This window comes from Bacillus sp. EU63 (genome assembly GCF_038592915.1).
Lineage (GTDB): Bacteria > Bacillota > Bacilli > Bacillales > Bacillaceae > Bacillus > Bacillus velezensis.
Map to the genome: position 1 here is coordinate 1,661,100 of NZ_CP151944.1, position 22,583 is coordinate 1,683,682.

General features: G+C 45.7%; 27 protein-coding genes. All 27 read left to right on the forward strand.

Annotation, left to right across the window (positions count from 1 at the left end; all coding sequences use genetic code 11):
* Window positions 1-17 precede the first annotated feature (17 nt).
* The 27 genes from flgG (at window position 18) to NYE38_RS08510 (ending at window position 22,549) form a co-directional block, all read left to right on the forward strand.
* Window positions 18-794 carry a flagellar basal body rod protein FlgG gene (flgG, locus tag NYE38_RS08380; RefSeq protein ID WP_007409783.1) on the forward strand — a complete coding sequence of 259 codons (777 nt, stop codon included), beginning with the start codon at window positions 18-20 and terminating at the stop codon, window positions 792-794.
* 39 nt (window positions 795-833) lie between these two features.
* Window positions 834-1,049, forward strand: a complete 216-nt coding sequence (locus NYE38_RS08385) for a flagellar FlbD family protein (RefSeq protein ID WP_003154243.1) — start codon at window positions 834-836, stop codon at window positions 1,047-1,049.
* Window positions 1,046-1,465, forward strand: a complete 420-nt coding sequence (gene fliL / locus NYE38_RS08390; protein ID WP_014417773.1) for a flagellar basal body-associated protein FliL — start codon at window positions 1,046-1,048, stop codon at window positions 1,463-1,465. Before NYE38_RS08385 ends, fliL begins: the two co-directional genes overlap by 4 nt.
* A gap of 33 nt (window positions 1,466-1,498) precedes the next feature.
* Window positions 1,499-2,497 carry a flagellar motor switch protein FliM gene (fliM, locus tag NYE38_RS08395; protein ID WP_003154240.1) on the forward strand — a complete coding sequence of 333 codons (999 nt, stop codon included), beginning with the start codon at window positions 1,499-1,501 and terminating at the stop codon, window positions 2,495-2,497.
* A complete protein-coding gene (gene fliY, locus NYE38_RS08400) occupies window positions 2,487-3,623 on the forward strand; it encodes a flagellar motor switch phosphatase FliY (RefSeq protein ID WP_025649461.1) in 1,137 nt (378 codons plus the stop codon). Before fliM ends, fliY begins: the two co-directional genes overlap by 11 nt.
* 26 nt (window positions 3,624-3,649) lie before the next feature.
* Window positions 3,650-4,012 (forward strand): chemotaxis protein CheY, encoded by a 363-nt coding sequence (gene cheY / locus NYE38_RS08405; protein ID WP_003154238.1) that lies wholly within the window; start codon window positions 3,650-3,652, stop codon window positions 4,010-4,012.
* A gap of 14 nt (window positions 4,013-4,026) precedes the next feature.
* Window positions 4,027-4,680 carry a flagella biosynthesis regulatory protein FliZ gene (fliZ, locus tag NYE38_RS08410; protein WP_003154237.1) on the forward strand — a complete coding sequence of 218 codons (654 nt, stop codon included), beginning with the start codon at window positions 4,027-4,029 and terminating at the stop codon, window positions 4,678-4,680.
* Window positions 4,673-5,338, forward strand: a complete 666-nt coding sequence (gene fliP / locus NYE38_RS08415; protein WP_007409786.1) for a flagellar type III secretion system pore protein FliP — start codon at window positions 4,673-4,675, stop codon at window positions 5,336-5,338. Before fliZ ends, fliP begins: the two co-directional genes overlap by 8 nt.
* 14 nt (window positions 5,339-5,352) lie before the next feature.
* On the forward strand, window positions 5,353-5,622 hold the full coding sequence (gene fliQ / locus NYE38_RS08420; RefSeq protein WP_003154234.1) for a flagellar biosynthesis protein FliQ: 270 nt from the start codon (window positions 5,353-5,355) through the stop codon (window positions 5,620-5,622).
* Between the two features lie 6 nt (window positions 5,623-5,628).
* Window positions 5,629-6,408: a flagellar biosynthetic protein FliR gene (gene fliR, locus NYE38_RS08425; protein ID WP_025649460.1), complete on the forward strand. Its 780-nt coding sequence runs from the start codon at window positions 5,629-5,631 to the stop codon at window positions 6,406-6,408.
* Entirely contained in the window at window positions 6,408-7,487 is a 1,080-nt protein-coding gene (gene flhB / locus NYE38_RS08430; RefSeq protein ID WP_014417776.1) for a flagellar biosynthesis protein FlhB, read from the forward strand. The genes fliR and flhB overlap by 1 nt, the downstream gene beginning before the upstream one ends.
* Before the next feature lie 33 nt (window positions 7,488-7,520).
* A complete protein-coding gene (flhA, locus tag NYE38_RS08435) occupies window positions 7,521-9,554 on the forward strand; it encodes a flagellar biosynthesis protein FlhA (protein ID WP_029973463.1) in 2,034 nt (677 codons plus the stop codon).
* Window positions 9,554-10,645, forward strand: coding sequence for a flagellar biosynthesis protein FlhF (gene flhF, locus NYE38_RS08440; RefSeq protein WP_123117823.1), 1,092 nt, complete (start codon window positions 9,554-9,556; stop codon window positions 10,643-10,645). Before flhA ends, flhF begins: the two co-directional genes overlap by 1 nt.
* Window positions 10,642-11,535, forward strand: a complete 894-nt coding sequence (locus NYE38_RS08445; RefSeq protein ID WP_014417779.1) for a MinD/ParA family protein — start codon at window positions 10,642-10,644, stop codon at window positions 11,533-11,535. Before flhF ends, NYE38_RS08445 begins: the two co-directional genes overlap by 4 nt.
* Window positions 11,532-12,599, forward strand: a complete 1,068-nt coding sequence (locus tag NYE38_RS08450) for a chemotaxis response regulator protein-glutamate methylesterase (protein WP_007409791.1) — start codon at window positions 11,532-11,534, stop codon at window positions 12,597-12,599. Before NYE38_RS08445 ends, NYE38_RS08450 begins: the two co-directional genes overlap by 4 nt.
* A gap of 5 nt (window positions 12,600-12,604) precedes the next feature.
* On the forward strand, window positions 12,605-14,623 hold the full coding sequence (cheA, locus tag NYE38_RS08455; RefSeq protein ID WP_063636641.1) for a chemotaxis protein CheA: 2,019 nt from the start codon (window positions 12,605-12,607) through the stop codon (window positions 14,621-14,623).
* A 22-nt stretch (window positions 14,624-14,645) separates the two neighbouring features.
* A complete protein-coding gene (gene cheW / locus NYE38_RS08460) occupies window positions 14,646-15,119 on the forward strand; it encodes a chemotaxis protein CheW (RefSeq protein ID WP_003154225.1) in 474 nt (157 codons plus the stop codon).
* Between the two features lie 15 nt (window positions 15,120-15,134).
* Entirely contained in the window at window positions 15,135-15,764 is a 630-nt protein-coding gene (cheC, locus tag NYE38_RS08465; RefSeq protein WP_014417781.1) for a CheY-P phosphatase CheC, read from the forward strand.
* Window positions 15,761-16,261 (forward strand): chemoreceptor glutamine deamidase CheD, encoded by a 501-nt coding sequence (gene cheD / locus NYE38_RS08470; protein ID WP_003154219.1) that lies wholly within the window; start codon window positions 15,761-15,763, stop codon window positions 16,259-16,261. The genes cheC and cheD overlap by 4 nt, the downstream gene beginning before the upstream one ends.
* A gap of 26 nt (window positions 16,262-16,287) precedes the next feature.
* Entirely contained in the window at window positions 16,288-17,052 is a 765-nt protein-coding gene (sigD, locus tag NYE38_RS08475) for an RNA polymerase sigma-28 factor SigD (RefSeq protein ID WP_003154217.1), read from the forward strand.
* Window positions 17,053-17,079: 27 nt separating this feature from the next.
* On the forward strand, window positions 17,080-17,547 hold the full coding sequence (locus NYE38_RS08480; RefSeq protein ID WP_014417782.1) for a hypothetical protein: 468 nt from the start codon (window positions 17,080-17,082) through the stop codon (window positions 17,545-17,547).
* A gap of 143 nt (window positions 17,548-17,690) precedes the next feature.
* The gene (rpsB, locus tag NYE38_RS08485; protein ID WP_003154215.1) at window positions 17,691-18,431 is read left to right on the forward strand and encodes a 30S ribosomal protein S2; all 741 of its coding nucleotides are present in this window, start codon (window positions 17,691-17,693) and stop codon (window positions 18,429-18,431) included.
* A gap of 99 nt (window positions 18,432-18,530) precedes the next feature.
* On the forward strand, window positions 18,531-19,412 hold the full coding sequence (tsf, locus tag NYE38_RS08490) for a translation elongation factor Ts (protein ID WP_007409794.1): 882 nt from the start codon (window positions 18,531-18,533) through the stop codon (window positions 19,410-19,412).
* A 145-nt stretch (window positions 19,413-19,557) separates the two neighbouring features.
* A complete protein-coding gene (gene pyrH, locus NYE38_RS08495) occupies window positions 19,558-20,280 on the forward strand; it encodes a UMP kinase (protein WP_029973460.1) in 723 nt (240 codons plus the stop codon).
* Between the two features lie 2 nt (window positions 20,281-20,282).
* On the forward strand, window positions 20,283-20,840 hold the full coding sequence (frr, locus tag NYE38_RS08500; protein ID WP_003154212.1) for a ribosome recycling factor: 558 nt from the start codon (window positions 20,283-20,285) through the stop codon (window positions 20,838-20,840).
* Between the two features lie 125 nt (window positions 20,841-20,965).
* Window positions 20,966-21,748 carry an isoprenyl transferase gene (locus NYE38_RS08505; protein ID WP_071181764.1) on the forward strand — a complete coding sequence of 261 codons (783 nt, stop codon included), beginning with the start codon at window positions 20,966-20,968 and terminating at the stop codon, window positions 21,746-21,748.
* A 3-nt stretch (window positions 21,749-21,751) separates the two neighbouring features.
* On the forward strand, window positions 21,752-22,549 hold the full coding sequence (locus NYE38_RS08510; RefSeq protein WP_014470393.1) for a phosphatidate cytidylyltransferase: 798 nt from the start codon (window positions 21,752-21,754) through the stop codon (window positions 22,547-22,549).
* The last annotated feature ends 34 nt before the right edge of the window (window positions 22,550-22,583 follow it).

The window sequence follows — 22,583 nt, forward strand, 5'->3', positions numbered from 1 at the left end:
CCCAGGGGGAATTTAACATGTTACGTTCATTATATTCCGGTATCAGCGGCATGAAAAACTTTCAGACAAAACTAGATGTAATCGGCAATAACATCGCCAACGTCAACACAGTGGGATTTAAGAAAAGCCGCGTTACATTTAAAGATATGATCAGCCAGACAGTCGCCGGCGGTTCAAACGTGACCAATTCAAAACAAATCGGCTTGGGTGCCGCGACTTCTTCCATTGATGTCGTTCATTCAACCGGCGCCCCGCAGGCTACACAGAATAAAACCGACCTAGCCATTGACGGAGACGGCTACTTTCAGATTAATACAGGTGCGGGAATTGTTTACACACGTGCGGGGAATTTCGGAAAGGACAATCAAGGAAACCTTGTTACGACTGACGGGTACTATCTTGAAAAAATCGGCGGCGGCAAAATCAATATTCCGACTGATGCGAAAGATTACAGCATCGGTGCAGACGGAACCGTTACATATACTGATGCAGGGGATGAGGTTCATGATGCCGGACAAATCGGTCTGGTCACGTTCCCTAACAGCGCCGGTCTGGAAAAAATCGGAGGCAACCTTTACAGAGAATCATTAAGTTCAGGAGCTGCGAGCGCAGTCACCACTCCGGGCGAAAACGGAACGGGTAAGCTTTTGGCAGGCTATCTTGAAATGTCAAACGTAGATCTGACAGATGAATTTACCGAAATGATCGTTGCTCAGCGGGGTTTCCAATCAAACTCAAAAATCATTACGACTTCAGATGAAATCCTTCAGGAGCTGGTTAATCTGAAACGGTAAGGAGGGAGGAGAGGCGGTTAAGCCGCTTCTCCGGATTGCATGATTCAAGTCACCCGTTTAAACGGCCAGCCTTTTACGCTGAACGCGCTGTTTATCGAACAGATTGAGTGCTTCCCCGACACGACGATTACACTGTCCAACGGCAAAAAGTTCGTAGTGAAAGAACCGGAAGAAGCAGTTCTCAAAAAAGTCATATCGTTTTACCATAGCATACAAATATTTTCACTGGATCAGGGAATAGAGGAAGAAGAATGAAGAAAAAATTAGTCATCATTTTGCTGATTATTTTAATTGTCATCGCCGGCCTCGGAACGGCAGCATATTTTGTCGTCAGCGGAAATTCGGGCAAAGATAAAAAGCCGACAATTGACGAAGTCGTTGCAGCCACTGTGTCTGTCGACGATATCACGACAAACTTAAAGTCTGACAGCATCATCCGTATCGGCATCAAGCTTGAAACCGACTCGGCTAAAGCGAAGGAAGAACTTGAAAAACGCGATTTTCAGGTGAAAGACAACATCATTTCCATTTTAGCCGACACAAGCGCCGGAGAGATTGAGGGAGATAAAGGAAGAGAAGCGTTTAAACAATCATTAAAAGAGAAAGTAAACAGCTATCTCCAAGAAGGAAAAGTTCAGAAAGTGTACATTACCTCCTTTAATCTGCAATAAAAACAAATTTGACAGAATACGGAGGTGAAGAAAATGTCAGGAGAAGTTCTCTCCCAAAATGAAATAGACGCACTGCTTTCCGCCATTTCCACGGGTGAGGCGGATGCGGAAGAGCTGAAAAAGGAAGTAAAAGAGAAAAAAGTAAAGGTATATGATTTTAAACGGGCTCTCAGATTCTCGAAAGATCAGATACGCAGTTTAACCCGGATACATGATAACTTTGCGAGGCTTCTCACAACACACTTTTCCGCCAAGCTCAGAACGTATATTCATATATCCGTCAGCTCAGTTGATCAGGTGCCGTATGAAGAATTTATCCGTTCCATACCGAACATGACGATTTTAAATTTATTCGATGTTCATCCGATGGAAGGCAGAATCATGATGGAGGTTAATCCCACCATCGCATACGCAATGCTTGACCGCGTCATGGGAGGCATCGGCATCACTCATAACAAAGCTGACAGCCTTACGGAAATTGAAACGAATATTATTTCTAATTTATTTGAAAATGCACTGGGCAACTACAAAGAAGCTTGGCAATCGATTGCTGATATTGACCCTGAAATGACTGAATTTGAAGTGAATCCTCAGTTTGTACAGATGGTTTCCCCAAATGAAACAGTCGTTGTCATTTCTCTCAATACACAGATAGGTGAAATCAGCGGTGTCATTAATCTTTGTATTCCCCATGTCGTACTTGAGCCGATTATCCCTAAGCTTTCCGTACATTATTGGATGCAATCAGACCGGAATGAAGCGAAGCCCGAAGAAACGAAGTTGCTTGAAAAGCGCATCATGACGGCTCAAATTCCCGTTGTGGCTCTATTGGGCGCTTCTGAACTGACAATAGAAGAATTTTTAAGTTTGGAAGTCGGGGACTGTATAACTCTGGACAAATCAGTGACTGATCCTCTTACTGTATTGGTCGGAAACAAACCGAAGTTTTTAGGGCAGGCCGGCCGGGTGAATCGAAGACAGGCAGTGCAAATTTTAGATCACGACATAAGAGGTGAACAAGATGAACAATAGATTATCTCAAGATGAAATCGATGCTCTTCTTAACGGCACAAGCAGTCAATCAGAGGATACAGAACAGCCTCAAGGGGCGAACTTGTCTGAACTTGAGCGCGATGCGATCGGAGAAATCGGGAATATTTCGTTCGGCAGCTCGGCTACGGCGCTGTCCACTCTTTTAAATCAAAAAGTGGACATTACAACACCGAGTGTGACCGTCATTTCAAAAAGCAAAATCAGTGATGAATTTCCTCATCCGTATGTTGCCATTGAAGTGAACTACACAGAAGGCTTTGACGGCAGCAATTTGCTCGTCGTCGAACAAAGCGACGCGGCCATCATCGCGGATTTGATGATCGGCGGAGACGGCCGGGGCGCCGATCCGTCACTCGGTGAAATCCACCTGAGCGCCGTTCAGGAAGCAATGAATCAAATGATGGGCTCGGCTGCTACGTCAATGTCGACCGTGTTCAGTAAAAAGATTGACATTTCTCCGCCAAGGGTTGAACTTCTGGATTTGACGGAAGAAAAAGGGACCGACAGAATACCTGAGGATGACCTGCTCGTAAAAGTGTCATTCCGTCTGAAAGTCGGTGAATTAATCGATTCGAGCATCATGCAGCTTTATCCGATTACGTTTGCGAAAGATCTGATCGCAGAACTGATGACTGCAGACCAGCATGAGTCAGAGGCCGCAGAAACCGTATCAGAACCACAGGAAACATACGAAACGCCGCAGCCGGAACCTGCCATGCAGCCGGAGCCGCAGGCAAAACCCGAGCTTCCGAAGAGACAGGGAACCGCAAAAAAAGCTGCTCCTGTTCAAGTCGCTCCGGTGGAATTCCAGGCGTTTGATCATAACGAAGCGGCGCAAGGATCAAGGAATAACCTTGATATGCTGATGGATATTCCGCTTTCCGTTACGGTTGAGCTCGGCAGAACGAAGAGAAGCGTCAAAGAAATCCTTGAACTTTCTGCGGGAAGCATTATTGAGCTTGACAAGCTGGCTGGTGAACCTGTTGACATCCTGGTCAACCAGCGGATCGTGGCAAAAGGCGAGGTCGTCGTCATAGAAGAAAACTTCGGCGTGAGAGTCACTGATATTTTAAGTCAGGCAGACCGCCTTAACAATTTAAAATAAGCGAACATAGAGGAGAGAAACAGATTATGGCACACAGAATTTTAATTGTAGACGATGCAGCATTTATGAGAATGATGATCAAAGATATTTTAGTGAAGAACGGTTTTGACGTTGTAGCTGAAGCTTCAGACGGAGCGCAGGCGGTCGAAAAATTCAAAGAGCATTCCCCCGACCTTGTGACAATGGATATTACAATGCCTGAAATGGACGGGATTACAGCTCTAAAGGAAATTAAACAAATCGATCCGCAGGCGAAAATCATCATGTGTTCGGCTATGGGCCAGCAGTCAATGGTTATTGACGCGATTCAAGCCGGCGCAAAAGACTTTATCGTGAAACCGTTCCAAGCGGACCGCGTGCTTGAAGCCATTAATAAAACATTAAGCTAAAGGGTGTACGACTGTTGAAAAAGAGTCATGGTTTACTAGCTTTGATTTGTTGTTTCGTTTTACTCAATGTACATCCGTTCCCTGCTTTTGCGGCGGAGTCTGACAATTCCACCGTCAACGAATGGTTTGACAAACAATCAACAAACAAAACAGAGAAAAAAAGCGATACATCGAAACAAACGGCTGATCAAGAGATAGGGGATGCTTCTGCATCTTCTGTCTCCGCTTTTGATTTTGTAAAGATGATTGGGGCGTTATTATTCGTCATTCTGCTGATCTATGGATTTGTCAAACTGATGAATAGAAGAAACCGTCTGTTGAAGCCGTTTCAATATGTAGAAAATATCGGCGGAACGTCAGTCGGCCAAAACCGTTCCGTGCAGCTGATTAAAGTGGGAAACAGCGTTCTCGTAGTCGGTGTGGGCGAAACGATACAGCTTTTAAAAGAAATTGAAGATGAAAAAGAGCGCGAGGCGATTCTGAGCCAATACGAAGAGTCGATGTCTTCAAAAGTGGAATGGACCAAGCTCGTAAATCCGCGTAAGGATGGAGAAAAAAAGCCGCAAACGATGCTTCCGTCGTTTTCAAAAGCGCTGAAAGAACAGTTGAACGAGCTGAAACAAAGCCGTTCTGAAGGAAAGAAGAAAGGCCCTTATCATCATGAATGAATTTATTAATCTTTTTAATTCAAGCAGTCCGACCGAAGTCAGCTCCACTGTTAAATTACTGCTGCTTTTGACTGTCTTTTCAGTGGCGCCGGGGATTCTGATTTTGATGACCTGCTTTACGAGAATCGTCATCGTCCTGTCTTTTGTGAGAACCTCACTGGCGACGCAGAACATGCCTCCCAACCAGGTTTTAATCGGCCTTGCGCTGTTCTTGACGTTTTTTATTATGGCGCCGACTTTTTCAGAGATTAATAAGGAAGCCTTAACGCCGCTGATGGACAACAAAATCAGTCTCGATGAAGCATATACAAAAGCCGAGAAGCCGATTAAAGAGTATATGAGCAAGCATACAAGGCAGAAGGATCTGGCGCTGTTTATGAACTATGCCAAGATGAAAAAACCTGAATCGATTCAGGATATTCCTTTGACGACGATGGTGCCCGCTTATGCGATATCAGAACTCAAAACCGCTTTTCAAATGGGCTTTATGATTTTTATTCCGTTTTTAATTATCGATATGGTCGTGGCGAGCGTCTTAATGTCAATGGGAATGATGATGCTTCCGCCGGTTATGATCTCTCTGCCCTTTAAAATATTGCTTTTCGTTTTGGTCGATGGATGGTATTTAATCGTGAAATCTTTGCTTGACAGCTTTTAGGGTAGGTGCTAATTGTGAGTTCAGAATTTGTAATTTCCATGGCGGAAAAAGCCGTATATGTAACACTAATGATCAGTGGGCCGCTGCTTGCGATCGCGCTGATCGTCGGTTTGCTCGTCAGTATCTTTCAAGCGACAACTCAAATACAGGAACAGACGCTTGCGTTCATTCCGAAAATCGTGGCGGTGATGCTTGGACTGATCTTTTTCGGTCCTTGGATGCTGTCGACGATTCTTTCGTTCACAACTGATCTGTTTTCTCATCTGAACCGATTTGCAGGGTAGAATCAAATGAATTCCATCATTGATTTATTTCCCGCTTTTTTATTGGTCTTTATCAGAATCTCTGCTTTTTTTGTAACGGTGCCGGTGTTCGGACATCGGAATCTGCCGGCGGTTCACCGAATCGGCTTTGCTTTTTTTCTTTCGGTGATCTGCTTCAGCACGCTGAAACATGCGCCGGAAATAGAAATAGGGGAACAGTATATGCTGCTTGTCATAAAAGAGGCCGTTGTGGGCTTGAGCCTCGGGCTGATCGCTTTCATGATGATGACAGCCATTCAGATAGCAGGTTCCTTTATTGATTTTCAGATGGGCTTTTCCATCGCCAATGTCATTGATCCGCAATCAGGAACGCAAAGCCCGCTGATCGGACAATTCGTTTATACGCTTGCGCTGTTATTTATGCTCAGCGTAAACGCCCATTATCTTTTATTGGACGGGATTTATTACAGCTTTCAGTATATCCCGCTTGACCAGGCATTTCCGTCGTTTGGAAATGATCAGTTTGGACTTTTTATCGCAAAAAGCTTCAGTGCCATGTTTATTATCGCTTTTCAAATGTCTGCGCCGGTTGTGGCCAGTCTGTTTTTAGTTGATTTGGCGCTCGGTATTGTAGCGAGAACGGTGCCGCAGCTGAATGTTTTCGTTGTCGGGCTTCCTCTGAAAATAGCCGTGAGCTTTATTATGCTGATCGTTTGTATGTCGGTGATGTTTGTCGTCGTCCGCAACATCTTCAGCCTTACCGTTGAAACCATGCGGAATCTATTGGCATTGGTCGGTGTGACATGATGAGACTCAGACTGAATCTGCAATTCTTTGCCGGTGAAAAAACGGAGAAAGCCACTCCGAAAAAACGGAAGGATACAAGAAAGAAAGGACAGGTCGCGAAAAGTACGGATGTGAATACAGCCGTTTCTTTACTGATTATCTTTCTTTCGCTGATCGCGCTCGGTCCTTATATGCGGGACAGGCTGCTGTCCTTTATTAAAACGTTTTATACGAAATCGATAACATTACACCTGTCAGCATCTGCCGTGCATGAACTGTTCGTGGATACGGTGAAAGATATCAGCCTCATCCTCGCGCCGATTATGCTGGTCGCGCTTGTGGCAGGTGTCGTGAGCAATTACATGCAGGTGGGTTTTCTGTTTTCTGCGGAAGTCCTCAAGCCTGACTTGAATAAGCTCAGCCCGCTGAAAGGTTTTAAGCGGATTTACAGCATGAGGGCGATTGTTGAACTGGTCAAATCTATTTTGAAGATTACTGTGGTCGGTTTTGCCGCCTTTATGGTGCTCTGGCTTCATTATGGCGATATTCTCCGCCTTCCTCTTTTAACGCCTGCGGAAGTGCTCACTTTCGTTTCTAAGCTCACGCTTTGGATGGGGCTTGCGGGATCAGGGGCTTTAATGCTGCTGGCCGGGCTTGATTATTTATATCAGCGTTTTGACTATGAGAAAAATATCAGAATGTCAAAGCAGGATATAAAAGATGAATACAAAAAATCGGAGGGTGATCCGATAATCAAGTCCAAAATTAAGCAGAAGCAGCGGGAAATGGCGATGAGGCGGATGATGCAGGAAGTGCCGAAAGCGGATGTCATCATTACCAACCCGACCCATTATGCGATAGCTTTAAAATATGATGAAAAGAAAATGGACGCCCCTTACATTGTTGCCAAAGGGGTCGACCATCTCGCATTAAAAATCAGGCAGATCGCCAAAGAACACGATGTCATGACGATTGAAAACAGGCCGCTCGCGCGTGCGTTATATGATCAGGTTGACATTGACCAGGCTGTGCCGGAAGAGTTTTTCAAAGTCATTGCGGAAATTTTGGCTTATGTATATAAAACGAAACAAAAAGTATAGTGAATTTCAGATTCAAAAGGAGAGAAAAACAGCATGTCAACAAGAGATTTATCGGTTTTAATAAGTGTTGTCCTCATTGTGGCAATGCTGGTGATTCCATTCCCTCCATGGTTGTTAAGTATTTTGATCATCATTAATATCTCTCTTGCGTTGATCGTGCTTCTCACCACAATGAATATGCAAGAACCGCTGCAATTCTCGATATTCCCGTCATTGCTGCTGTTATTGACGCTGTTTCGGCTTGCGCTCAATGTGTCGACGACACGTTCGATTCTTTCTCACGGAGAAGGGGGAAAGGTTGTTGAGACATTCGGGAATTTCGTTGTCGGCGGAAATGTGCTGGTAGGGCTTGTTGTCTTCATTATCTTGATTATTATTCAGTTTATTGTCATTACAAAAGGCGCCGAGCGGGTATCGGAAGTGGCGGCGAGATTTACGCTCGATGCGATGCCCGGAAAGCAAATGAGTATTGACGCGGATTTAAATGCCGGCATGATTACGGAGCAGGATGCAAAGCACAGACGTGAAAAAGTCGCCCGGGAAGCCGATTTTTACGGCGCCATGGACGGTGCGAGCAAATTCGTCAAAGGGGATGCCATCGCGGGTATCATCATCGTGATGATCAATATTATTTTCGGAATTGTAATCGGCATGCTGCAGCAGGGGATGAGCATACAAGAAGCCGCGTCTCACTTTACAATGCTGACGGTCGGTGACGGTATCGTTTCTCAAATGCCGGCTTTGCTCATCTCAACGGCTACGGGGATTGTCGTGACGAGAGCGGCATCTGAAGGAAACCTCGGTCATGATATTACAGGCCAGCTGTTTGCTTATCCGAAGCTCTTGTATGTAGCCGCGGGAACTGTACTTTTGCTCGGTCTTCTTACACCGATCGGCATTCTGCTGACGGGACCGATCGCCGGTCTGCTTGCATTCGGCGCTTACATGCTGTCCAAAACGGATAAGCCGAGCGAAGAAGAGGAAGAAATTCTTGAAGAAGAGGCTCAGGCGGATGAACTGAAAAGCCCGGAAAGCGTCGTGCAGCTTTTACATATTGATCCGATTGAATTTGAGTTCGGATACGGACTCGTGCCGCTTGCAGACGCGGGGCAGGGCGGTGATCTTCTTGACCGCATCGTCATGATCAGACGTCAGCTTGCGCTTGAATTGGGACTTGTCATTCCGGTTGTGCGCATCAGGGATAACATCGCGCTCCAGCCGAATGAATACAGATTGAAAATTAAAGGCAATGAAGTCGCTAAAGGAGAGCTCCTGCTGGATCATTACTTAGCGATGTCACCGACGCCTGAAGATGACGTCATTGAAGGCATTGAAACGATTGAACCGTCGTTCGGACTTCCCGCAAAATGGATCAGCGAAGCTGCGAAAGATGAAGCGGACATGCTGGGGTATACAGTTGTTGATCCGGCGTCAGTCGTATCTACGCATATTACAGAAAAAATTAAGCAGCATGCTCATGAACTGGTCGGCAGACAGGAAACAAAGCAGCTGATCGATCATCTGAAGGAAAATTATCCTGTGCTTGTTGAGGAAGTCACGCCAAACCCTCTTTCTGTCGGCGATATTCAAAAGGTGCTTGCCAAATTGCTGAGAGAAAAAGTGTCAATCAGAAACTTGGTGACCATTTTTGAAACTCTTGCCGATTACGGAAGATTAACGACAGATTCAGACCTTTTGACAGAATACGCGAGACAGTCGCTTGCCAAACAAATCACGGCACAATATGCGAGAGAGCATGAAACGCTGAAGGTCATCACATGCTCAGGCCGGGTGGAAAAAGCGATTGCAGACGGGGTTCAGCAGACTGAACAGGGCAATTACCTGTCACTCGACCCTGAGGTTTCAGACAGCATCATCCGTTCTGTCGCTAAAGAGGCCGAGCAGCTTTCCATCCGTCAGGAGTCAGCGATTCTTCTTTGCTCGCCTGCTGTCAGAATGTATGTAAAACAGCTGTTAGAACGGTATTTCCCTGATCTTCCGGTTCTTTCTTATAATGAGCTGGAAGCAAATGTTGAAGTACAGAGCATTGGAGTGGTGGATATTTAATGAAAATAAAAAAATTTACAGCCGCTTCAATGCAGGATGCCGCGAAGCAAATCAAAAAGGAACTCGGCAATGATGCCGTTATTTTACATTCCAAACAAGTAAAGAAACGAAAATGGCTGGGGCTGCGGTCGCAGCAGGCCGTCGAAGTGATAGCGGTTTTAGATCGTGACGTCAGGGAAGCGAGAAAAACGCCGCCGGCTGCCGCTGGAGAAATGAAAAAGACGGAAACGGCGGAGAAAGCTGAGCCTGTTCAGCCGCCGCGTCTTCCGGATCAAAGTATTTCCGGCGAACTTGCGCATTTGAAAGAAGTGCTCCCTGAACCATTAAAAAAAGCCGAGAGACTATTGAAGCAAGCCGGGCTTCCTGATCATACGCAAAACGCCGTACTTAGTGAATTGCTCAGTTCTTCAATTGTTTCCGGAGATTTAACTGAAGATAATGTCAGCTCAAAACTGCAGGATTTGTTAGTGAAAAAACTCCCTTCGGCAGACAGGTGGCAGGAAGGGATTCAATCAAAATACGTCGTGCTTTTCGGTTCAACCGGGGCCGGCAAAACGACTACACTTGCGAAACTTGCGGCCTCATCAATGCTGACAGAGCATAAAAAAATTGCCTTTATGACGACGGATACTTACCGGATTGCCGCGGTCGAGCAGCTGAAGACATATGCGGAGCTGCTTCAGGCTCCTCTTGAAGTATGCTATTCAAAGGAAGAATGCCTGAAGGCACTGGAAAAATTCGCTGAATATGACCATGTTTTCATTGATACAGCCGGCAGAAACTTTAAAGAAGAGCAGTATATTACGGAATTACAAGAGATGATTCCGTTTGAATCAGGATTACAATCCTTTCTCGTATTATCGGCATCTGCAAAATATGAAGATATGAAACAGGTGCTGAAACAGTTTTCCGGTGTGCCGGTCAATCAATTCATTTTCACGAAAACGGATGAAACCGCCTCACTCGGCTCCGTGTTTCAAGTGCTGTCGGAATCAAGAATCGGCGCCGCCTATTTGACAAATGGACAGGATGTGCCTGAGGACATCCTATCGGCTTCACCAAAAGAGTTTGTAAGGATGCTTTTGACATGAAACCCGATCAGGCAGAGTCATTAAGAAGGAAAATGAGAGAGCGGCAAATGATCAAGCCGGAGCTTTATGAGAAAAAAGCGAAGACATTAGCCGTCATCAGCGGTAAAGGCGGCGTCGGAAAATCTAATTTAACATTAAACATGGCAGTTGCCCTGCAGGAAAAAGGAAAAAAAGCACTCATCATTGATCTTGACATCGGAATGGGCAACATTGATGTGCTGATCGGCGCTGCTTCTTCCCGCACCATTATTGATGTGATGGAGAATCGGCACGCATTGGCGCAATCACTGTCCTCCGGTCCGAAAGGCCTTCGGTACATATCCGGAGGAACGGGGCTTGAGGCGATCTATCAAGCTGACGGAGAGAAGTGGGCGGCTTTTATGAATGGTCTTTCCGCTGTATTAAGCGATTTTGATTACGTTCTGTTTGATATGGGAGCGGGACTTTCAAACGAACAGCTGCCGTTTATTTTATCGGCGGAAGACATTCTCGCCGTGACAACGCCTGAGCCGACGGCCATTATGGATGCCTACAGCGCGATCAAACATCTTTTGCTCGCGGATGAACGGCTGACCGTAAACATTGCCGTCAATCGCGCCCGCTCCCAAAAACAGGCGCTGGACACGTACAACCGCCTTTCTCATGCGATTCACACGTTTTTAGGCGCGGAAGTGCGTTTCGCCGGCTCCATACCCGATGACCCGCTAGTAAGTCAAGCCGTCATTGACCAGGTGCCTTTTTTAATAAAAAGTCCTCAAGCAAAAGCCAGCAGGTCCGTCCGTCTTCTGACGGATGTCTTGTTTCAAACGGAAGAAAACAAACCAAGAGAAGAGAAACCGGCATTTATTGAGAGATTATCTTCTTTTTTATTGAGGAGGACTTTACAGTGATTCGTGTGCTTGTCGTTGATGACTCAGCTTTTATGAGAAAGATGATTACCGATTTTCTGGCTGCGGAAGTGCAGATAGAAGTCATCGGGACAGCCAGAAACGGGGAAGAGGCGCTGAAGAAAATAGAGCTTCTCAAACCGGATGTTGTCACGCTTGATATTGAAATGCCGGTCATGAACGGAACGGATACATTGCGGAAGATCATCAGCATATATAAACTTCCCGTAATCATGGTATCGAGCCAGACACAGCAAGGGAAGGACCGAACGATCAACTGTCTGGAAATGGGCGCATTTGATTTTATCACCAAGCCTTCCGGAGCGATTTCACTTGATCTTTATAAAATTAAAGAGCAGCTGATTGAGAGGGTGATTGCAGCCGGGCTGTCCCGCGCACAAAAACCTGAGGCGGCAGTGAAAGAGTCTTCTATCCCGGAACGTCCGGCTTTAGCGGGATTTGAAAGACCGAAAGCAAAATCCGCCAAGCAGGCCGTATTCATCGCGACCTCTACAGGCGGACCGCGGGCTCTGCAAAAGGTGATTCCGAAACTGCCGAAGGATTTAAAGGCGCCTGTATTTGTCGTTCAGCACATGCCTGAAGGCTTCACCGCTTCACTTGCAGACAGACTCAACCATTTGTCAGATATTCAGGTCAAAGAAGCGGAAAACGGTGAAGAAGCGAAAGACGGATGGGTGTACATCGCGCCCGGCGGAAAAAATATGACGGTTGCAGAGGAAGGCGGAAGGCTCCGCATCATTCTTGACGTTCATGATACGGAAAGCCGGCATAAACCGTCAGCCGATTATTTGTTTCGGTCGGCAAGCCGCTTATCCGATTACGAAAAGGTAGCCGTCATTATGACCGGCATGGGCAGCGACGGAACCGAAGGCGTAAAAGAAATGCTCAGAACAGGCGGCGTTAAAACGATTGCGGAATCGGACGAATCCTGTGTTGTGTTCGGAATGCCGAAGTCAGCGATAAAGGCGGGCCTCATTCATGAGATTAAACATGTGGAAGATATCGCGGCATCCATCACCGGATGTGTGAAAAAAGAGAGGGTGTGAATCAATTGGATATGAATCAATATTTAGATGTCTTTATTGATGAAAGTAAAGAGCACTTACAGACATGTAACGAAAAGCTGCTGCTGTTGGAAAAAGATCCGGCAGACCTTCAGCTTGTGCATGACATCTTCAGAGCTGCCCATACGCTGAAAGGCATGAGCGCAACGATGGGATATACAGATCTGGCGCATTTAACCCACCTGATGGAAAATGTGCTGGACGCCATCCGCAACGGAGAAATGCCCGTTACATCAGATTGGCTGGATGTGCTGTTTGAAGCGCTTGATCATCTTGAAGAGATGGTGCAGTCCATTATTGACGGAGGAGACGGCAAACGTGATATTTCTGAAGTGAGTGCGAAGCTCGACGTAAATGCGGTGCATGAGACTGCGGCTTCAGCCGAAACAGCAGAACCGCCGGCTTCAAAACAACAGGCTTCAACTGAATGGAATTATGATGAGTTCGAACGGACTGTTATTGAAGAGGCGGAAGAGCAAGGATTCAGCCGCTATGAAATAACGGTTTCCCTGAATGAAAGCTGCATGCTGAAAGCCGTGCGGGTGTACATGATTTTTGAAAAGCTGAATGAAGCCGGAGAAGTCGCAAAAACGATACCTGCCGCGGAAGTGCTTGAGACGGAAGATTTCGGAACGGATTTTCAGGTGTGTTTCTTGACAAAGCAGCCTGCTGAAGAAATTAAAGAACTCATCAGCGGCATTTCAGAAGTGGAGAATGTCGAAATTTCTGCCGGTGCGCCGTTAAAAACGGCCGAAAAACCGCAAGCGGCTGAACCGGTGAAGGAAGCTCCGGTTAAAAAGGCTGAGAAACAGCCAAAGCCGCAAGCGAAAACGGAAGAACAGCCGAAGCATCACAGCGGCTCGAAAACGATTCGCGTCAACATTGAAAGACTGGATTCTTCAATGAACCTTTTTGAAGAACTTGTCATTGACCGCGGACGTCTTGAGCAGATCGCCAAGGAGCTTGACCACAATGAGCTGACTGAAACCGTTGAACGCCTGACCAGAATCTCGGGCGACCTTCAGTCTATTATTCTTAATATGCGGATGGTGCCGGTAGAAACCGTCTTTAACCGTTTCCCGAGAATGATCCGCCAGCTTCAAAAGGAATTAAACAAGAAAATCGAATTGTCCATCATCGGAGCTGAAACGGAGCTGGACCGTACGGTGATTGATGAAATCGGCGATCCGCTTGTCCATTTAATCAGAAACAGCATCGATCACGGCATTGAATCGCCTGAAGTGCGGGTGAATAAAGGAAAATCAGAATCAGGTCATGTCGTGCTTAAGGCATATCACAGCGGCAATCACGTCTTTATTGAGGTTGAAGATGACGGGGCCGGCTTGAACAGAAAGAAAATTCTTGAAAAAGCGCTCGAACGGAGTGTAATCACCGAACGTGATGCTGAAACGCTTGAAGATAATGAGATTTACGAGCTTATTTTTGCTCCGGGCTTCTCGACTGCCGATCAAATTTCTGACATTTCAGGGAGGGGCGTCGGTCTGGATGTTGTGAAAAATAAACTCGAATCACTCGGCGGCTCTGTCAGTGTCAAATCCGCGGAAGGCCAAGGTTCTCTTTTCAGTATCCAGCTTCCGCTGACACTTTCAATTATATCTGTTCTTCTCATTAAACTGGAAGAAGAGACGTTTGCGATACCGATTTCTTCTATTATAGAGACGGCTGTTATTGATAAGAAAGATATCCTGCAGACGCATGACAGAGAAGTGATTGATTTCAGAGGCCAAATCGTTCCGATCGTCTATCTGAAAAAAGAATTCGGCATTACGGATTCAAAACAGGATGCCGATCAGTTCCATGTAATCGTCGTGAAAAAGGGCGATAAATCCACTGCTTTTGTCGTGGACTCTTTTATCGGACAGCAGGAAGTCGTACTGAAATCACTCGGCGACTATTTGACGAACGTCTTTGCGATTTCCGGCGCTACGATTCTCGGAAACGGAGAAGTGGCGCTGATTATTGATTGTAATGCGCTGATCTACTAAAACGACACGAGGAGGTGCCCGAATGACTGCTGAAATCAAAACAGGTGAAAAAATGATTGTGTTTATGATAAACGGGAAAGAATACGCTATCTCAGTTTCCCAGGTGAAATCAATTGAAAAGTGGCAAAAACCGACGAGGGTCCCGGGTGTGGAATCTTATATCCGCGGCGTTATCAATCTGCGCGGAGTGATTACCCCGGTTCTTGATTTAAGAAAACGTCTGAACCAGCCTGAACAGGACATCACAGAAGAGACTCGGATTATCATCATTTCTTACCGTGACGCTGATGTCGGATGGGTCGTGGATGAGGCCAATGACGTCATCACCGTGCATGAAAATGAAATCGAATCCGCGCCTGAAAGCCAGACAAAGGAAACGGATGTGTGGATTAAACAGATCGTTAAGCAAGATAACAGGCTCCTCAATATTATCGATGCGCATGCGGTGCTGGATAAAGGTGCTTCGGCATCTGCGTCCGGAGAGCCTAATGCTTAAAGGGGAAAAGACAACATGAGTAAGTTTGAAGCGATCAAAGAAGAGCAGATGGATATTTTGCGGGAAGTCGGAAATATCGGGGCGGGTCACTCGGCTTCTGCAATGGCTCAGCTGCTGAACAGAAAGATAGACATGGAAGTGCCGTTTGCGACTTTATTGACATTTGATGAGCTCGCTGATTTTTTCGGCGGGGCTGAAACGCCGGTCGCCAGTATCTTTTTAAGAATGGAAGGCGACATGACCGGCTCTATCTTTCTCATCATGCCTTTTGATCAGGCGGAACAGTTTATCAGAGAGCTGATCGGAAATCCGGATTTTGATATTGACCAGCTGGGCGAAGATCATTTGAGTTCTTCTGCTTTACATGAGTTCGGCAATATTTTAGCAGGTTCCTATTTAACGGCATTGGCTGATTTGACAAAGCTTGAGATTTACCCGAGCGTGCCGGAAATCTCACTTGATATGTTCGGCGCGGTTATCAGTGAAGGGCTGATGGAGCTCAGCCAAGTCGGAGAGCATGCCATTGTCGTGGATACTTCTATTTTTGACCAGGGCAGCCGGCAGGAGCTCAAAGCCCACATGTTTATGCTCCCGGACTATGATTCTTTTGAAAAGCTCTTCGTCTCATTGGGTGCGGCTTTATGAGCCGTGCGGAAGCCGCAGTCGTTAAAGTGGGGATTGCGGATGTTCAAGTCGCGCGTTACCCGGATAAAATCCGGACCTCGGGACTCGGTTCATGCGTGGGGCTGGTTTTATACGATAAAGACAAACAAACGGCAGGACTCGTTCACGTCATGCTGCCGGACTCCGGTTTATCAAAAACGGCGGAGCTCAACCGTGCAAAATACGCGGACACCGCCGTTAAGATGACGATTGATATGCTTTTGAAAGCCGGCTGCCGCAAGTTTGCCCTGAAGGCAAAACTCGCCGGGGGAGCGGAGATGTTTAAGTTTAAAATGACAAACGACCTGATGAAAATCGGTCCGAGGAATGTAGCGGCCATCAAAGAGCAGCTTTCATTGTATAACATTCCGGTCATCAGTGAAGATACGGGCGGCTCAAGCGGCCGGACGATTGAATTTGAGCCAAAGTCCTGCATGCTGCACATTCGAACTGTTAAACAAGGTGAAACAACGATTTAATAAAGGTATGAGGTAGGGGGATAACAATGCAATCCTTGAATTATGAAGATCAGGTGCTTTGGTCGCGCTGGAAAGAGTGGAAAGATCCTAAAGCCGGTGATGATTTAATGCGCCGTTACATGCCGCTGGTCACATATCATGTCGGCAGAATTTCCGTCGGACTGCCGAAATCGGTGCATAAAGACGATCTAATGAGCCTTGGTATGCTTGGTTTATATGATGCCCTAGAAAAATTTGACCCCGGCCGGGATTTAAAATTTGATACCTATGCCTCGTTTAGAATTCGCGGTGCAATCATCGACGGGCTGCGTAAAGAAGATTGGCTGCCCAGAACTTCACGGGAGAAGACAAAAAAAGTCGAAGCGGCGATCGAAAAACTTGAACAGCGCTACCTTCGGAATGTGACGCCTTCAGAGATCGCAGAAGAGCTGGGGATGACGGAGCAGGACGTAGTATCAACGATGAATGAAGGGTTTTTTGCCAATCTCTTATCAATTGATGAAAAGCTTCACGACCAGGATGACGGTGAGAATATTCAAGTGATGATCAGAGATGACAAAAATGTGCCGCCGGAAGAAAAAATCATGAAGGACGAGCTGATCGCTCAGCTTGCGGGCAAAATTCATGAGCTCTCTGAAAAAGAGCAGCTTGTCGTCAGTTTATTCTATAAAGAAGAACTGACTTTGACCGAAATCGGACAAGTCCTGAACCTTTCGACGTCGCGGATTTCACAGATTCATTCAAAGGCGCTGTTCAAATTAAAGCACCTGCTTGAAAAAGTAATTCAATAATGAACTCATGGTTAGCGAGTGAAAAACATGTCAACACTATTATGGCTTTTAAGCTTTGTGCTTCACGGCGTACTGCTTTATGCCGTCATTATTCTGTACACGAGGTTTTCAGCCCTCAAGGAGACGGAGCGCCAGCAGAAGAAGATTCTTGAAGAGACGGAAAACACCCTTGCAGCGTTTCTGCTTGAGCTGAAAGAAGAAAATGAAAGACTCGAAGACGCAAAAAGCCGTCAAGCGCCGGACGCAGAAGACGCCGAACCCCGGCCGGAACCGAAAGAAGAGCCTGATATTCCGGACCACATGGAAAAGCTCATCAGTGCAACGGAACGGGCTGAAAGTGACGAAAACAGCGGCGCGCATTCGTTTGAAGAACGTGTTTCAGAATTATATGAACAAGGGCTCACCCCCGCGGAAATTGCCAAACGGATGCAGAGCGGAAAGACAGAAATCGAGCTGTTTTTAAAATTTCGCGGCAAAGCTGTAAAGGATTCTTGATTGTCGCATAAAGCTGTGTTATATTATTTCTTGGTGTTAAATACACACGCTTAACGATTTATGCAGAGGGTGCTGCAAACGGCAGTTCTGCACAAAAATGACCTAAGCGGAGGGAAAAAACCATTTTATTAGGAGGAAATCACATGTCAGTTATTTCTATGAAACAATTGCTTGAAGCTGGTGTTCACTTCGGCCACCAAACACGCCGCTGGAACCCAAAAATGAAGCGTTACATTTTCACGGAGCGTAACGGAATCTACATCATTGACCTTCAAAAAACAGTGAAAAAAGTAGAGGAAGCTTACAACTTCACGAAAAACCTTGCTGCTGAAGGCGGAAAAATCCTTTTCGTCGGCACAAAAAAACAAGCTCAGGATTCTGTTAAAGAAGAAGCTGTACGCTCTGGCATGTACTATGTCAACCAACGCTGGTTGGGCGGTACACTGACAAACTTCGAAACAATCCAAAAACGCATTAAGCGTCTGAAAGACATCGAAAAAATGCAAGAAAACGGTACGTTTGAAGTACTTCCGAAAAAAGAAGTTGTTCAATTGAAAAAAGAATTAGAGCGTCTTGAAAAATTCCTCGGCGGAATTAAAGACATGAAGGATCTTCCTGATGCATTATTCATCATCGATCCTCGCAAAGAGCGCATCGCTGTTGCGGAAGCTCGCAAATTGAACATTCCTATCATCGGAATTGTAGATACAAACTGTGATCCTGATGAAATTGATGTCGTAATCCCTGCAAACGATGACGCAATCCGCGCTGTCAAACTTCTTACTTCTAAAATGGCAGATGCTATTCTTGAAGCGAAGCAAGGCGAAGAAGAAGCGGAAGCTGCTGAAGAGACTGCACCTGAAACAGAAACGACAACTGCGTAACCTAATCAAAAGGTGATAAGAGGGACTGCCTTTTATCACCTTTTTTCAAGAAAAATGTATCTATACATATCTTGTTTACACATATAAGGAGGAATTCAAATGGCTATTACTGCACAGCAGGTAAAAGAACTGCGTCAAAAAACAGGCGCTGGTATGATGGACTGTAAAAAAGCGTTGACTGAAACTGACGGAGATATGGACAAAGCAATCGACCTTCTAAGAGAAAAAGGGATTGCGAAAGCGGCTAAAAAAGCTGACCGTATCGCTGCTGAAGGTTCTACTCTTATTAAAACTGACGGCAACAAAGGCGTTATCTTAGAAGTAAACTCTGAAACTGATTTCGTTGCGAAAAACGAAGGCTTCAAAGAGCTTCTGAACACGCTTGCTGACCACCTTCTTGCAAACGCTCCTGCTGATCTTGAAGAAGCAATGGGTCAAAAGATGGAAAACGGTTCTACTGTTGAAGAATACATCACTAGCAACGTTGCTAAAATCGGAGAGAAAATCACTCTTCGCCGTTTTGCTGTTATTACAAAAGAAGACAGCGAAGCGTTCGGTGCTTACCTTCACATGGGAGGCCGCATCGGCGTATTATCCGTTCTTAGCGGAACAACTGACGAAGATCTTGCAAAAGACATCGCGATGCATGTTGCAGCGGTAAATCCTCGTTACATTTCCCGCGACCAAGTGTCTGAAGAAGAAGCAAACCATGAGCGTCAGATCCTGACTCAGCAAGCTCTTCAAGAAGGCAAACCGGAAAACATCGTAGCTAAAATGGTTGAAGGCCGTCTGAACAAATTCTTCGAAGAAATTTGCTTATTAGACCAAGCTTTCGTTAAAAACCCAGACGAAAAAGTGAAACAAGTTGTGGCTGCGAAAAACGCATCTGTTAAAACTTACGTCCGCTACGAAGTTGGAGAAGGTATTGAAAAACGCCAAGAAAACTTTGCTGAAGAAGTTATGAACCAAGTGAAAAAATAATGGCGGAAAGCCTTGGCGAATCTTTCGCGGCTTTTCAGGCAGTATAGGGGACACTACTTGTGTTCCCTATTTTTAAAACTATATTTACAAACCTTTTTTTCTCTTGCATAATAGGAAACGGCAATGTTTACACTTGGAGGTTATTATGGAAAAACCAAAATACAATCGTATCGTTTTAAAGCTTAGCGGAGAAGCATTGGCAGGAGAGCAGGGAAACGGCATTAATCCGACTGTCATCCAATCCATCGCTAAACAGGTAAAAGAAATCGCTGAGCTTGACGTCGAAGTGGCCGTAGTCGTAGGCGGCGGCAACTTATGGCGCGGAAAAACAGGCAGTGACTTAGGAATGGACCGTGCGACGGCCGATTATATGGGCATGCTTGCTACTGTCATGAACTCACTTGCCCTGCAGGACAGCCTGGAAACGCTCGGAATTCAGTCCAGAGTGCAGACATCAATTGAAATGCGTCAGGTCGCTGAGCCTTACATCAGAAGAAAAGCCATCCGCCACCTGGAGAAAAAACGCGTTGTTATTTTTGCCGCGGGAACAGGAAACCCTTATTTCTCTACGGACACAACCGCAGCGCTGCGTGCCGCTGAAATCGAAGCGGACGTGATCTTAATGGCGAAAAATAATGTCGACGGTGTGTATAATGCTGATCCGAGAAAAGATGAGTCAGCCGTTAAATACGAAAAATTATCTTATCTCGATGTGTTAAAAGACGGGCTGGAAGTCATGGATTCTACGGCTTCTTCACTATGTATGGATAATGATATTCCGCTGATCGTCTTTTCTATTATGGAAGAAGGAAATATTAAGCGTGCCGTAACCGGCGAATCAATCGGAACGATCGTAAGGGGGAAATAACGTTGTCAAACGAAGTATTAACACAAACAAAAGAACGCATGGAAAAAGCGGTTGCCGCTTATTCACGCGAATTGGCGTCAGTCCGCGCAGGACGTGCCAACCCATCTCTATTGGATAAAGTGACAGTAGAATACTACGGTGCCCAAACACCTTTAAACCAGCTGTCTTCCATCAATGTGCCTGAAGCGCGTATGCTTGTTGTCACACCGTATGACAAAACGGCAATCGGCGATATTGAAAAAGCGATCCTGAAAGCTGATCTTGGCGTAACGCCGACAAGTGACGGCACAATTATCCGTATCGCGATCCCGGCTTTGACGGAAGAAAGACGTAAAGAACTTGTCAAAGTCGTGAAAAAATACGCGGAAGAAGCGAAAGTAGCAGTCCGTAATGTCCGCCGTGACAGCAACGATGACCTCAAAAAACTTGAGAAAAACGGAGACATTACAGAAGACGAGCTTCGTGCTTCCAGTGAAGACGTTCAAAAGCTGACAGACGAATATGTGTCAAAAATTGACAGTGTCACAAAGGACAAAGAAAAAGAAATCATGGAAGTTTAATGAAAAACTATGTACAATAGATAATGTGAAAAGACCCTCTCATGTTTACAGGGGGTTTTTTTGTTAATACTGTTGATTACATTGATCATCAGCAACGCAACCTTTTTGGGTGACGGAGGAATCTCATGCTCAACATACTCAAAAATTGGAAGAATCAGCAGAATGCGGCTTCCAACTTAGAACGGTATACAAAAGAAGACATACTGAAGGGTGAAATTCCCGCACACATTGCCATTATTATGGACGGAAACGGACGCTGGGCGAAGAAGCGCTCACTCCCTCGGATTGCCGGACATCATGAAGGAATGAAAGTGGTAAAAAGGGTGACAAAGCTCGCAAGTCAGCTCGGCGTTAAAGTTCTGACTCTTTATGCGTTTTCAACGGAGAACTGGAAGCGCCCGAAGATGGAAGTCGACTTTTTGATGAAGCTTCCGGAAGAGTTCCTGAATACGTATCTTCCTGAATTGATAGAGGAAAATGTACAGGTGAAAATTATCGGAGATGAATCCGCGCTCCCTTCTCATACGTACAGGGCGATTGAGAAAGCCGTAAAAGATACAGAACAAAATGACGGTATGATTCTCAATTTCGCTTTGAACTACGGCGGACGCACGGAAATCGTCAATGCGGCAAAAGCACTGGCCGAACAGGTGAAAAGCGGCACGCTGAATATCGAAGACATTGATGAAGCGCTCTTTTCCAAGCATTTAATGACAGAATCAATCCAGGACCCGGAGCTGCTCATAAGAACGAGCGGAGAAATCAGACTGAGCAACTTTATGCTTTGGCAGGTGGCTTACAGTGAATTTGTTTTTACAGATGTCCTGTGGCCCGATTTTAAAGAAGATCACTTTCTGAAGGCAGTGGGAGAATTTCAGCAGCGGGGCCGGAGGTTTGGCGGAATTTAGAGGATGGTGGAAATGAAACAAAGATTGTTAACGGGTGTTCTGGCAGCGGCACTATTTTTATTTTTGGTTATTTTCGGAGGATTGCCGTTCACCGTATTTGTTTATGTGATGGGCAGTATAGCGCTTTTTGAGCTTTTGCGGATGAAAAAGCTCAAGTTTTTTTCTTTTCCGGGTCTGATCAGCCTCCTGTTATTATGGCTGTATATGATGCCGGACAAATATCATTTTTTTGACGCGAAAATGGAAGTAACGATTTTCGCCGTTTTGATATTGCTCAGCTATACGGTGCTTGTGAAAAACACCTTTACGTTTGATGAAGTCGGGTTTATCGTCCTAGCGACGGTATATATCGGACTGTGTTTTCATTATTTTATCGAAATCAGAAACATTGAAACAAACGGGCTTTTGTATATTTTTTATGCCTGCGTTGTCATATGGTCAACGGATTCGGGCGCATATTTTGTAGGAAAGTCGCTCGGAAAGCGGAAGCTGTGGCCTGAAATCAGTCCTAACAAAACGGTGGAAGGGTTTCTCGGCGGTATTGCCATCGCCCTTATTTTCACGGCTGTTTTTCAGCTGTTTGCCGGTCTTCCGATTTCATACCCGGTTCTTTTGGTCATCACACTTGTTCTGTCTGTTTTCGGACAGATCGGGGATTTGGTGGAATCAGCGCTGAAACGGCACTATGATGTGAAGGATTCGGGGAAAATCCTTCCGGGGCATGGCGGCATTTTAGATCGATTTGACAGCTTTTTGTTTGTCATGCCGTTCTTGTACTTTCTGCTTGCGCTTTTTTCATGAGAAAGGCTAATATGAAAATAAGACCGATCTGGAC